This is a genomic window from Mycobacterium sp., assembly GCF_035640695.1.
Taxonomy (GTDB): Bacteria; Actinomycetota; Actinomycetes; order Mycobacteriales; family Mycobacteriaceae; genus Mycobacterium.
This window is the reverse complement of record NZ_DASQVQ010000028.1, coordinates 15,185-27,499: the sequence shown is the minus strand read 5'-3', so window position 1 is coordinate 27,499 and position 12,315 is coordinate 15,185. Positions and strand designations below refer to the sequence as shown.

Annotated in this window: 15 protein-coding genes; 5 read left to right on the top strand and 10 right to left on the bottom strand. The window is 68.8% G+C overall.

Going from position 1 to position 12,315, the window contains the following annotated elements; genetic code table 11:
• Nucleotides 1-25: 25 nt before the first annotated feature.
• Nucleotides 26-1,588 (bottom strand): alpha/beta fold hydrolase, encoded by a 1,563-nt coding sequence (locus tag VE759_RS03510; protein ID WP_324928272.1) that lies wholly within the window; start codon nt 1,586-1,588, stop codon nt 26-28.
• A 22-nt stretch (nt 1,589-1,610) separates the two neighbouring features.
• The gene (locus VE759_RS03505) at nt 1,611-2,384 is read right to left on the bottom strand and encodes a pyrimidine reductase family protein (protein WP_414687826.1); all 774 of its coding nucleotides are present in this window, start codon (nt 2,382-2,384) and stop codon (nt 1,611-1,613) included.
• 34 nt (nt 2,385-2,418) lie between these two features.
• Here VE759_RS03505 and zapE point away from each other — a divergent pair, with 34 nt between their 5' ends.
• Entirely contained in the window at nt 2,419-3,480 is a 1,062-nt protein-coding gene (gene zapE, locus VE759_RS03500; RefSeq protein WP_324928270.1) for a cell division protein ZapE, read from the top strand.
• On the opposite strand, the gene VE759_RS03495 is transcribed toward zapE, so the two are convergent.
• The 6 genes from VE759_RS03495 to VE759_RS03470 form a co-directional block, all read right to left on the bottom strand.
• Entirely contained in the window at nt 3,461-3,991 is a 531-nt protein-coding gene (locus VE759_RS03495; RefSeq protein WP_324928268.1) for a GNAT family N-acetyltransferase, read from the bottom strand. The two genes, zapE and VE759_RS03495, sit on opposite strands and share 20 nt — an antisense overlap.
• Before the next feature lie 6 nt (nt 3,992-3,997).
• Nucleotides 3,998-4,552, bottom strand: a complete 555-nt coding sequence (locus tag VE759_RS03490; protein WP_324928266.1) for a hypothetical protein — start codon at nt 4,550-4,552, stop codon at nt 3,998-4,000.
• A 74-nt stretch (nt 4,553-4,626) separates the two neighbouring features.
• Nucleotides 4,627-5,052 carry a PPOX class F420-dependent oxidoreductase gene (locus VE759_RS03485; protein ID WP_324928264.1) on the bottom strand — a complete coding sequence of 142 codons (426 nt, stop codon included), beginning with the start codon at nt 5,050-5,052 and terminating at the stop codon, nt 4,627-4,629.
• A gap of 25 nt (nt 5,053-5,077) precedes the next feature.
• Entirely contained in the window at nt 5,078-5,668 is a 591-nt protein-coding gene (locus VE759_RS03480; RefSeq protein ID WP_324928262.1) for a methylated-DNA--[protein]-cysteine S-methyltransferase, read from the bottom strand.
• Nucleotides 5,665-6,144, bottom strand: coding sequence for an RNA polymerase sigma factor (locus VE759_RS03475; protein WP_324928261.1), 480 nt, complete (start codon nt 6,142-6,144; stop codon nt 5,665-5,667). The genes VE759_RS03480 and VE759_RS03475 overlap by 4 nt, the downstream gene beginning before the upstream one ends.
• 46 nt (nt 6,145-6,190) lie before the next feature.
• Complete coding sequence (locus VE759_RS03470) at nt 6,191-6,925, bottom strand: Clp protease N-terminal domain-containing protein (protein ID WP_324928259.1); 735 nt, start codon at nt 6,923-6,925, stop codon at nt 6,191-6,193.
• 115 nt (nt 6,926-7,040) lie between these two features.
• Between VE759_RS03470 and VE759_RS03465 the strand changes: the two genes are divergently transcribed.
• The 4 genes from VE759_RS03465 to VE759_RS03450 all read left to right on the top strand — a co-directional run bounded on the left by VE759_RS03465 (nt 7,041) and on the right by VE759_RS03450 (nt 11,184).
• Complete coding sequence (locus VE759_RS03465) at nt 7,041-7,484, top strand: SRPBCC family protein (protein WP_324928257.1); 444 nt, start codon at nt 7,041-7,043, stop codon at nt 7,482-7,484.
• 4 nt (nt 7,485-7,488) lie between these two features.
• Nucleotides 7,489-9,084, top strand: coding sequence for an NAD(P)/FAD-dependent oxidoreductase (locus tag VE759_RS03460; protein WP_324928255.1), 1,596 nt, complete (start codon nt 7,489-7,491; stop codon nt 9,082-9,084).
• A gap of 74 nt (nt 9,085-9,158) precedes the next feature.
• Entirely contained in the window at nt 9,159-9,809 is a 651-nt protein-coding gene (locus tag VE759_RS03455) for a PadR family transcriptional regulator (RefSeq protein ID WP_324928253.1), read from the top strand.
• Between the two features lie 169 nt (nt 9,810-9,978).
• Nucleotides 9,979-11,184: an FAD-dependent monooxygenase gene (locus VE759_RS03450; RefSeq protein WP_324928251.1), complete on the top strand. Its 1,206-nt coding sequence runs from the start codon at nt 9,979-9,981 to the stop codon at nt 11,182-11,184.
• Here the strand turns inward: VE759_RS03450 and VE759_RS03445 are convergent.
• Nucleotides 11,181-11,678: an SRPBCC family protein gene (locus tag VE759_RS03445; RefSeq protein ID WP_324928249.1), complete on the bottom strand. Its 498-nt coding sequence runs from the start codon at nt 11,676-11,678 to the stop codon at nt 11,181-11,183. The two genes, VE759_RS03450 and VE759_RS03445, sit on opposite strands and share 4 nt — an antisense overlap.
• A gap of 36 nt (nt 11,679-11,714) precedes the next feature.
• A complete protein-coding gene (locus VE759_RS03440; protein WP_324928247.1) occupies nt 11,715-12,143 on the bottom strand; it encodes a hypothetical protein in 429 nt (142 codons plus the stop codon).
• Nucleotides 12,144-12,315 lie beyond the last annotated feature (172 nt).

Sequence of the window (12,315 nt, the reverse complement as noted above, 5' to 3'; positions counted from 1 at the left end):
TATACCGGCGGCCTGGACCAGCCGATCAAGCGGGGCAGTACGTATCGGTGGGCGGCAGGTTGCCGCTGTCCAGATAACCGATCAACGGCGGCATCGCGCACGCCGAGTAGAGGCTCACGCCGTGCCCGATGCCCTGCCACATCACCCGCTTGCTGTTGGCACCGGCGTTGATGATCGTCGCCGCCGACGCCGCGACGCCGTCACTGCCGGCGATCGGATCGAACTGCCCGCCCAGCAGCAGCACGTGGATCTTGAGGTTCTTCGGTTCCTGCGGCGCCGACCCGCTGGGCCAGTTAAGGCACTTGACGAGGTTCAGCGCGCCGACCGTGCCGAACTGCGGATAGAGCTTGCCCCACGCGACGTACAGCTCGCGGACCCGGTCGGGGGTCGGACGGTTGAGCGCGTCACTGCAGCCGTTGATGAACTGGCCGTCCGTCCCGCGCACCGATTCGGCCTGGTTGATCAGGTTTCGCAGTTGATTGGTGTCGCCCGACCGGGAGGCCGCCAGCGCGGCGGCGAGGCCGTTGGTCGTCGAGACCCGGTCGCCGTGCGGGAACGCCAGCGCGGTGGTGATCGCCGAGACCACCGCCGCGACCGAATCCGCCCCGGGACCGCGGGCCCCGCGCGCGGTGGCCAGCAGCGAATTGACCGCGCCCTTCGGGTCGGGGCCCAGCGGGCAGTTCGGCGCCGCCGCGCACTGCGAGGTGAACGCGTCGAGCGTGGCCTGCTGACCCTTGACGCGCTGTTCGGCGGCCGCCTCCGCGCTGATGCCCGCCGGGATCGGCGAGTCCAGGATCAACCGGGCCACCTTGCCCGGATGCGAGCCGGCGTAGGCCAACGCCACCTGGGCGCCGTTGCCGATGCCGAGCAGCGCCAGCGCCGGCACGTCCCACGTGCTGCGCAGCCGTTCGAGATCCTCGGCGGCGTGCGCGTTGTCGTAGGCGGAGTCGCCCGGCGCGATGGTGTCGGTGCAACTGGTCGTCGCCGTCGTCGAGATCGCGCCGAGGTTGGCCACCGGATCGTCGCCGGACTCGAACTGCGCCTGGTCGCGCATCTCGCGGCGGTCGAACGGATCGCGGCACTCGATCGCCGCCGACGTGCCCATCCCGCGCCGGTCCACGGCCACGATCGGGTGGCTCTTCAGCACGTCGCCTCCGGCCCGTGACAGCCACACCGGCAGCTGCAGCGACGACGGCAGGTCCGACCCGGTGGTAATGACCAGCGGCCCGGCGTCCGGCGGCGTTTGCGGCGAGCGGGCGCGCATCACGCCGATGCTCAGTGTGCCGGTGGCGCCGTTGATCGGGTCCAGGTCGGCGTCGTAGTTCGCACAGTCCAGGGTCACCCCGACGGGCGGTGTGGCCGCCGCGGCGCCGAACGCCCGCGACGTGCAGTCGTGCCAGGCCAGATCGTTCTTGGGGGCGCCGATCTTCGGCGGACCGCTGGGCGGGGGCGTGGTGTTGACAGCGCCGCGCGGGTGGTTGTCGGAGTTGGTGGCATACCGCGGATTTGCGGCCAGGCCCGGCGCACACGCGGCCAGCAACGCGGTAACCGCGACGGCGACCGTCGCACGCTGAGCTGGCCCAGGCATGCAGCCCAGAGTAGCGACAGTCCTACGCATCCCGGCCGAACAGCGTGTAAAGGTACCCTTCGGCATCGGTCAGGATGTGCACCGCGCGGAGATTCGCCGTCACGGCCGCCCTGCCGCCGGCGACGCGCGGTGCGCCGCCGGCAACGAGGATCGGCGCGATGGTCAATCCGAGCTCGTCGAGCAAACCGTGCCCGATGATGTCGCCGAGCAGCGTCGGGCCGCCCTCGCACAGCACCCGATACAGCCCACGCCGGCCCAACTCGGCCACCACCGCCGCGGTGTCGACGGCGATCGGGTCCGATGTCGACGCGTCGATCACCTCGGCCCTGCCCTGCAGCCGGTCACGGGTGGCCTCGAACGACACGGTGGTCGTGAAGATCAGCGGCGGCGCCTCGGTGTGGGTGAACAGCTTGCTGTCGGGTTCCAGCGCGCCGGACCCGGTGACGACGGCGATCGGCGGGATTTCGCCTTGGCCGCGTCGCTGCCGTCGCTGGCGGCCGGCCACGGTCAGGACCGCGCCGGAGTAGTTCTCGGCCCGCACCGTGCCCGCGCCGACGAGCACGACGTCGGCGACCTCGCGCATGACCTTGAACAGTGCCCGGTCACCCGCGCCGCCGAGCCCGCCCGCGCGGCCGTCAACGGTTGCGCCGCCGTCGAGGCTGGCGATCATGTTCGCCCGCACCCAGCAGCCGTTCAAGCCGGCGGGATAGGCATACAGGTCGGCGAGCCCGGCGGTATCGACCGCGGTGGCTACACCGAGCACGGTGAACTGCGTCGCTGCGTCGTCGTCGGACACAGGCTTGATTGCAGCATGTCATTAAGGTGCGAGCATGCACGCCCCCGTCGACCGCGGCCCCGCCCACCTGGTGGACCGGCATCCGACGGTGTCGGCGGACCGGCTGATCCGCGACCTGGCACCGCCGCCGACGTTCGCGGCGGTGAGCTTCGACAGCTACCGTCCCGACCCGGCCGAGCCCAGCCAGGCCGCGGCAGTGCAGGCGTGCAAGCAGTTCTGCGAGGTGGCCGTGGCGCGCCGGGCGGGAAAGCGACGGCTGTTCGGCAAGCCGGCGGTGCTTGCCGGCGCGGGCCTCTACCTCGACGGCGGTTTCGGCGTCGGCAAGACGCATCTGCTGGCGTCGATCTACTTCGCGCTGCCGGACACCGCCCCCAAGGCGTTCTCGACGTTCGGTGAACTGACCCAGCTGGCCGGCGTGTTCGGCTACGCGGAATGCATCGAACTGCTGGCCGACTACGTCATGGTCGGCATCGACGAGTTCGAGCTGGACGATCCCGGCAACACCACGCTGATGTCACGGTTGCTGTCCGAACTCGTCGCCCGCGGCGTGTCGGTGGCCGCGACCTCCAACACGCTGCCCGAGCAGCTCGGCGAGGGACGGTTCGCCGCGGCGGACTTCCAACGCGAAATCGGTGCTCTTTCAGCAATTTTCCACACCGTGCGGATCGAGGGACCCGACTATCGGCACCGCGATCTGCCGCCGGCGCCGGAGCCGTTGACGGACGCGCGGGTGCGGTCGCGGGCCGAGTCGGTCCCCGGTGCCACGATCGACGACTTCGACGCGTTGTGCGATCACCTGGCCACCATGCACCCTTCGCGCTACCTGGCGTTGATTGACGGCGTCACAGCGGTGTTTCTGACCGGTGTGCATCGCGTCGACGACCAGAACGTCGCGCTGCGGCTGGTGTCGCTGACCGACCGGCTGTACGACGCCGGGATACCGGTCGTCGCGTCGGGAGCCAAGCTCGACACCATCTTCAGCGACGAGATGTTGGCCGGCGGCTTCCGGAAGAAGTATCTGCGCGCCACGTCGAGGCTGCTGGCGTTGACGACGATGCCGCCGCCGATGCCGCCGGCTACAGCGGGCGCACCATGACGTAGTCGTTCTCGATCGCGTCGCCGATCCGGAAGGTCTTGGTGCCGGCGATCGCAAACTTGTGCCTGGCGTAAAACCGTTGCGCCCGCTGATTTTTCTGGTTGACGCCCAACCACACGCACCGGGCGCCCAAATCCCTGGCGTGCGCCAGTGCGGCGTCCATCAACGCGTCCGAGACGCCGCCGCCGTGATTGTCGGGCAGCACGTACATCTTGGACAGCTCGGCGGCCGGCCGGATCGTGACGGCACGCTGCACGTCGGCGTCGTCGAGCACGCCCCGAATCAGCATGGCGTATCCGATGATTCGTCCGTCCCGGTGCGCGCCGATAACAACACGCGCGGGGTCGGCGACGTATTCGGTGAACCGCGCCGCAGACAGGTTGGCGTCGATGAACTTGACGATGTCGTCCGGCGTCAACGACGGCGGGCAGGCCAGCGGAAAGGTGCGCGCCGCGACGGCGGCGAGTTCGTCGGCGTCGGCGGCTCCGGCCACCGCGACTTGCACAGCCATGCGACCTTACGGTAGCGGCGATCCCGGCTGCCAGAAATTCCACTGGGCCAGGTGGCTGCCCGACTTCTTGTCCAGCAGAACGACGTTCGTCACCAGCCCGCGCCAGACGTCCCAGTACACCGCGCCGCTGACGGGCGAGCCCGGCGACGCGCGCAGCAGCGCGGTGTCGAGCGCGTCGGGGGCGTCGGTGTGTCGCGAGGTGTAGGCGTCGGCGTACGGGGTGACGCCGTCGAACGTGAACATCACCGACAGGATGTAGGGGCTGGGGACCTTGATCGGTTGCACGGTCACCAGCCCGCGCCACGGCCAGCCGCGGCAGGGCGGGCCGAGCGAATGACCGGTGCCGGGCTGGTCACAGCCCCAGCCCGGCGGGATGGCGTCGGCCGGCAGCACGTCGTGGACCGTGACGTCGGCGATGACCTCGCCGAGGTTGGGCTCGGTGTACTGCACGCGCAGCGTGTCGCCCTTGTTGCCGATCGGGGCGTCGGCGTGCGCCGGCGGTGCGAGGACGGCGGCGACCGTAACGATGGCGGCTACCAGGGCCGGCGCGTATCGGCGCATCATCCCTCCTTGGCTGCCCTCGCATCTTGGCACATCGGCCGGGTGCCCACAGGACGGTTAGCCGAAGCCGGGCGTCAGCCGGCCCACGGACCCATGCCGCCGACTTGCTCGATCGTGATGCGGGTCAGGTAGCCGGGCGGTGCGTCCGGCGGCGGGAAGTGGGCATCGCGGCCGATCATGGTCTTCGCCAGCTCGGCGAGCAGTTCGGGCGCGCCGCCCTCCTCGATGCGCGCGGTGCCCTTGATCGACAGATACGGCGTCATCGGCGCGCTGCGGTCGGTGGACAGCACCGTCACCGCGACCCGGGGGTCGCGGCGGACGTTGCGGACCTTCTGGTGTTCCAGCAGGTGCGCGGTGACCAACTCGTCGTCGCCGTCCGGGGTGGTCTGCAGCGCCACCCACACCACGCTGACTTGCGGGCTGCCGTCGGGGTTGAGGGTGACCAGCGTGGCGTCCGCGCCGGCTCCGATGAGCACGCGGGCGTCGTCGTCCAGTTTCATGATGCGACCGTACTCCCGCCAACGGCTAGGCCGCTTCCAGTTCCAGCAGCGCCGACTTCGCGGCACGCCCGCCGACGTACTGGCCCGTCGAACCGTCCGAACGCACCACCCGGTGGCACGGGATGACGACCGGCAGCGGGTTGTGCGCGCACGTCGAGCCGACGGCACGCACCGCCCGGGGATTCCCCACGGCCGCGGCCACCTGCGCGTAGGTCTCGCGATGGCCGTAGCCGATGTCGCGCAGGTGCGCCAAGACGCTGCGCCGGAAGCCGTCGGCGAGTCGCAGATCCACCGGCAGCGCGAACGTGGTGCGCCGCTTGGCGAAATACTCCTCGAGTTGGCGGGCCGCGGCGTCCAGACGGCCGGGTGCACGCAGCACCCGGGGACTGATGGCGTCGGCCAGCTTGGCCAGTACCGCGTCGTGGTCCTCGACGTCGTAGGCCACCCGGACCAGGCCGATGCCGGTGCTCGCCAGCAGCAGCGTGCCGACCGGGGTGTCGATGGTGCGGTAGGCGACGTCGAGTAGGCCGGCGTCGGTGGCCTTGCGCTCCAGCGTGGCGTGCAGCCGGGCGAGTGTGGCCGCCTCGTTTGGGGCGGCAAAGATGTTGGCGGTCATGACGTTTCCTCCGGGTATATCTTTCGCAGGGTCTTGATGCCGTCGGCCGCGGCGCGTCGGGCGGCGTCGGGGGAGTTGCCGATCAACTCGGCGATCTCGGCGTAGGGCAGGCCGGCGATGTAGTGGTATGCCACCGCGCGTCGTTGTTTGTCCGGCAGCCGCTGCACCGCCGACCAGACGCCGTCGTCGCGGCTGGCGGGATCCGCGTTGGTCGCAGGCCGTTCCGGCACGGCCTCGGTGGGGACGGGCCGGCGGGAGCGGGCGCGGACGACATCGATGGCCCGCCGGTGCGCGATCCGCACCAGCCAGCCTTCGACGTTGGCGTCGCGCGGCAGATCCGGGTACGCGCGCAGCGCCGACAGGAACGTCTCCGACCACGCGTCGTCGGCGTCGACCGGGCCGAGCACCGCGCGGCACACCCGCAGCACCGTGGCGCCATGCTGGGCCACCACGTCTTCGAACGGTCGCACCTTCACATCCACATCTTGTAGACGGTGCGCGGCGTCGCGACGTGAGGTCCGGTTATTGCTCGCCTTGCTCGGCGCGCCCCTTCAGGATCTCGTCGAAGACCTTGCCCAAGTTCGCCTCGACGGGTTCCTTCTCGAGGCCGGCTCGGTGCAACGGCCCGTCGCCGTCTTCGAGTTCGAGCAGCGCCAGCAGCATGTGTTCGGTGCCGATGTAGTTGTGGCCCAACCGAAGAGCCTCACGGAAGGTCAACTCCAGCACCTTGCGGGCCTGACCGTTGAACGGAACCAGCGCCGGCGGGTTGTCGACACGCTCGGGCAGGGTCACGGCGCCGCGCACGTTGTCGACGCTCACGCCTTGCCCGGCGATGACCTTCATCGCCAGCGATTCCGGGTCTTCGAGCAGACCCAGGACCAGGTGCTCGGGCCGGATCTCGGCGTTTCCGGCCGCATGAGCCTTGTTCTGAGCGAACACCACGACGCTGCGCGCCCGCGGGGTGAACCGCGCGAAGCCCGCGTTCGGGTCCAGCGCCGCCTCCGGCTTCGGCACGAACCGCTTCTGGGCGGCCTGCTTCGAGACGCCCATGCTGCGGCCGATGTCGGTCCACGACGCGCCGGATCGGCGGGCCTGGTCGACGAAGTGGCCGATCAGGTGGTCGGCGAGCTCGCCGAGGTGCTCGGCGGCCAGCACCGCGTCGGCCAATTGGTCCAGCGCGTCGGTGTGCACCTTCTTGATCGCGTTGATCAGGTCGTCAAGGCGGACGGGAGAGTCGATGGGCGCGGGCGAAGTCATGCGTCAACTCTAGGTTGACGACCCCAAATCGTCAACCCAGAGTTGACGTACGGCGCGCGTCATTTCCGTCGGTGCGGGTATCCGGTACCGAACTCGGACGAAAGGATGCAAGCGAATGTCAGTGACACGAGACATAGCGACCCCGCCCCAGCGGGTATGGGACGTGCTGGCCGACGGCTGGCTGTATGCGAACTGGGTCGTCGGGGCCAGCCGGATACGCGCCGTCGACAAGGACTGGCCCGCGCCCGGCACCCGCATCTGCCACTCGGTCGGGCCGTGGCCGTTGGTCATCAACGACGAGACCGTCTCGGAAGACTGCGTCCCGCTGCAGCAACTGGTGCTGCGGGCCGGAATCTGGCCGGTCGGCGAGGCGCGGATCACCATGCGGCTGACGGAGATCCCCGGCGGCTGCCGCGTCGAGATGGACGAGGTGGCCATCGGCGGACCGCCGAAGCTGCTGCCGACGGCCGTGCAGCACACCGCATTCGCGCCGCGCAATCGCGAGTGCCTGTGGCGGCTCGCGAATATCGCGGAACACAAGCAGCCCAGCGAGGTTTAGCAGCGTGACCGTTTCCGGCGATACCGACGCGGTGGTGATCGGGGCGGGCCACAACGGATTGGTGGCCGCCGCGACGCTCGCCGACGCGGGCTGGGACGTGCTGGTGTTGGAGGCCGGGGATGAGCCGGGTGGTGCGGTGCGTAGCGCCGAGCTGATTCCAGGATATGTAACGGATCTCTACAGCGCGTTTTATCCGTTGTCGCTGGCGTCGCCCGCCATTCGCGGGTTGCATCTCGAGGAGCACGGGCTGCGCTGGTCGCATGCCCCGGTGGTGGTCGGACACCCGCGCCGCGGCGACGATGCCGATGCACCCGTCATCTACCGAGACCCCGCGCGCACGGCCGAGCAGTTCGCCCGGCGGGAACACAGCGACGGCGACAACTGGTGGCGGCTTGTGGAGCTCTGGCAGAAAATCAAGGCCCCGCTGGTCAATTCGCTGCTGCTGCCGTTCCCACCGCTGCGCGCGCCGATTCAGTTGCTGCGGAAGCTCGGAACGGCTGAGGCCTTGCGGCTGGTGCGGCTGTTGATGTTGCCCGCAGGCGTGATGGGCGACGAACTGTTCGACGGCGAAGCACCGAAGCTGCTGCTGATGGGCAACGCGATGCATGCCGACGTCCCGGTCGATGCGCCCGGCAGCGGCGCGATGGGCTTCCTGCTGACGATGATGGCGCAGGACGGCGGATGGCCGGTACCGGTCGGCGGCGCCGGGCAGCTGACGGCGGCGTTGATGGACCGGGCCCGCTCGGCGGGCGCCGAAATCCGTTGCGGCGAAGAGGTGTCCGGCATCGAGGTGCGCGGCGGACGCGCGGTCGCCGTCCGCACCGGCGGTGGCCGGACGGTAACGGCCGGCCGGGCGGTTGTCGCCGACGTGTCCGCGCCGCGGCTGTACCGGGAGTTGCTGCCGCGGGCGGCGGTTCCGCAGCGGATGCTGCGCGATCTCGACCACTTCATCTGGGACACACCGGTTGTGAAGGTGAATTACGCCCTGGACGCGCCGATCCCGTGGCGCTCGCAGAACCTGAAAAGCGTCGGCACCGTGCACCTGGGTGCCGACGCTCACGGGCTGGTTCGCTGGATGGCCGACCTGAACACCGAGGTCGTCCCCGACCATCCGTTCATGTTGCTCGGCCAGATGACGACCGCCGACCCCAGCCGCTCGCCGGCCGGAACCGAAAGCGCTTGGGCCTATACACACTTGCCGCGAGAGGTGATTGACGACGCGTCGGCGGACAAACTGGCCGAGTCCGTCGACCGAGTGGTGGAGGAGCATGCGCCCGGCTTCCTCGGCCACGTGATCGGCCGGTTCGTGCAGCGCCCGTCGGATCTGCAAGACTCGGACGCCAACCTGTACGGCGGCGCCGTCAACGGCGGTACCGCCCAAATTCAGCAGCAGCTGATCTTCCGCCCGACGCCGGGGCTGGCGCGACCCGAGACGCCCATCGAGCGCCTGTATCTCGGCAGCGCCTCGGCCCATCCGGGCGGATCCGTTCACGGGTCGTGCGGGCGCAACGCCGCGCTGGCTGCCTTGCGCGCCGATGGAATGACGGGCTGGCCCCGGCGCCGACTCAACCAGGCGCTGATCTCGCTGCTGAATCGCTGAGGCGTCACCCGCGCCCTTGACGCAGTCTTACTCGCCTACGTATATTCGTCGACGAGTATTGCTGGGAGCACGGAATGGCCACGAAACGCAAGGTCGACAACTTGATGGCGCTCGCCGTGCTCGCGACGGTCGTGCAGCGGCCGATGCACCGCTACGAGATGGCGTCGATCATGCGGGCGCGCGGCAAAGACAAGGACATGCACGTCAAGTGGGGATCGCTGTACACCGTCGTCGGCAACCTGGCCAAGCACGGATTCCTTGAGGAGATCGGCAGCACCCGGCAGGGCGCCCGCCCCGAGCGCACGGTGTACCGCATCACCGCCGCGGGCCGCCATGAGCTGATCGACTGGACCCGGGAGCTCCTATGCGAACCGCAACCCGAACAACCGAGCTTCGCCGCCGGCCTCTCGGTGCTGTCGCTCCTGCCTCCCGACGAAGTGGTCACCCTGCTGCAGTCGAGGCTCGGCACGCTGAACGCCGCCATCGCCACCGAACGAGCCCAGGCTGAAAAGGCCGAGAATGACGGTGTGCCAAGGCTTTTCCTCGTCGAAAGCGAATACACCGTCGCGATGCTCGAGGCCGAGGCGGCGTGGATCGGGTCGCTGCTCGACGAACTTACCTCTGGCACTTACCCGTATCTCGCGCAGTGGCGGAATTTCCACGCCACCGGCGAGATGTCGACCGAACTGGCCGAACTAGCGGAGAGGGGGGCGACACCGCACTGACCAACCCGGTCGCGGTGCGGCAACACCGCGACCGGGATTCCCCGAGACCGATCTCGCCAGAGCAAGCCCGGCCACGAGGTGGCACCGATCAGGATAGCTGGGTTCTGTGCCGGGATTGGTTCGACCGCTGTCGGTGGCGTAGCCGTCACCGCAATTGAAGGAGAGAACCTTGTCCACAGTACGAAGCGCACTGGTTATCGGCGGCGGCATCGCGGGGCCCGTCGCGGCGGCCGCGCTGCACAAGGCGGGCATCGCAGCCAAGGTCTACGAGGCCTATCCGGAAGCATCGAACGGCATCGGCGGGAAGCTGGCACTCGAAGCGAATGGCCTTGCGGCGCTAGAAATTATCGGTGCAGCCGATGCCGTTTGTGCCGCGGCCACCCCGATCACGCGTTCGGTCATGTCGTTCGCGCGCAAGGGCCCCGTGGAAATGCCGCAGCTTCACGAAGTGCCGCCACGGCGGGTGATCGACCGTGGTGACCTGCATCGGATCTTGCACGAACGGGCGTCCGCGGCCGACGTCCCGTTCGCCTACGGCAAGCGCCTGGTCGGTATCGACGAATCCGATGGCGGTGTGAAGGCCACATTCGGTGATGGCAGCACCGCCCGGGCTGACATCCTGGTCGGCGCGGACGGCGTTCGGTCCACTGTGCGGCGGCTGGTCGATCCGCAGGCCCCCAATGCCAAGTACACCGGCATGCTCGGTTTCGGCGGGGTGGTTGACGCGGATTTGGGTCTGGAGCCGGGCGTGATGACGTTCGTGTTTGGCCGCCGCGCTTACTACCTGTACTGGCCGGAACCGGACGGCCGGGTGTCGTGGGGCGCGAATCTGCCTTCCGAGCGCTATCTGACGGTGACGCAAGCCCGCACGGTTGCGCCCGAAGAGTGGTTGCGGATTCTGCGCGAGACGTACGCCGACGACGATCCCGGTGCGTTGCTGGTGCAGGGCACTGCACCGCAGACGCTCGACGTCGCCGGGGCGTTGCACATCATGCCGCCGGTGCCGCACTGGCATCGCGGCCGGATGGTGCTCGTCGGCGATGCCGTCCATGCGCCGTCGAACAGCACGGGTCAGGGCGCGTCGCTGGCGATCGAAAGCGCGATTGAGGTGGCGCGCTGCCTACGTGACTTCCCCGATGCCAGTTCGGCTTTCGCGGCATATGAGGGCGTGCGCCGGTCACGCGTGGAGAAGATCGCCGCGCGCGGCGCGAAGATCAATTTCACCAAGGCGCCCGGACCGCTGGCACGCAAACTGATGCCGGTGATCTTGCCGCTGGTGTTCAAGACGATGAATGTCGAGAAGACGATCGGGGCGGAAACCGGCTACCGAATCGACTGGTCCGAACCGGTGATGGCGTCGTTTCGGCCAACTTAGAGCAGCCGCACGCCGCGTGGATAGCCGCGCCGCACCGTGCGGTCAAGGATGCCGAGCGTGGCCCGAAGGGCGCGTTCCGGAATGACCGGAAAGATCGCTGCCTCGCGCCATTTGGGGTCGATGCCGGACCAGTCGTAGAACGCGGTGACGAGGGTGCTCTTGCCGTCCTCCGAGGGCTCGAGCCGATACCCGTAGAGGTGTCCGAGTTGTGGCCGGATTCGGCCGAGCACCGTCCAGGCGATCAGCTTGTCGGGTTCGAATTCGCGGATCGAAACCGTGACGTCGTACTTTCCCATCTCGGGGAAGTCGTTGAGCGATTCACGATCCATGTGCACGACGAAGCTGTCACCAACGGCCTCGACGGGCTCGCCGTCGGCGTCCTGAAGCATCCCGGTCGAGTCGATCGCGACGTGTCCCTGCGGATCGCACAGCACCGCGAAAATCTCGTCGGCCGGCGCGGCAATGGTCCGCGCCACCTCGATGCGTTCAGTCATGCCGCGGCCTCACTGGCGCCAACGCCGGTACGACGGTCAGTCTGGAGGCCAGAAGCCGCTACCCGTATACCACCCGGGCTGCCAGCCCTGGTCGCCGAGGCACAGCATCGGTAATCCATCGGGGGATTGCGCCGCCGACTGCGGGCCGGGGCATGGCGCACCCGGGTTCTGCACTCCGTACAGCGGATACGAAATGGTCCAGAACCCGGTAGTCACCGGCGGCCACTGGTTTGGAATCCAGTGGCATGCCTCGGCCTGGCCGCCCGGGCCGCGCCCGAAGACGAACCGCTCCCAGCTGTCGCAAGGCGCCCCGAGGCTGGCGTCGTAATTCATGTTCGGCACGTCGCTGCCATAGTGACCGGGCTTATCGAAGTAGATGTTCTCCTCGTTGTCGCCGGCGGCGACCGGAGCCGTACCGATTGCCGCGCCCGCGACTGCAGCGGCGATGAGCACTTCGCGAATCATGTCCACCCCAAAGGTCTCGACAACTGCGCCCGGTTGACCTGCGCGCCGGTGGACCAAAGCGTAGCCGCTATGGCCGGCCACGACACAACTTCCCTGCGATCTCGCCGACAATGCACAAGCGGTGATCGCCACCTTGGGATACACCGACTACGTGGTTGTTGGGCACTCCATG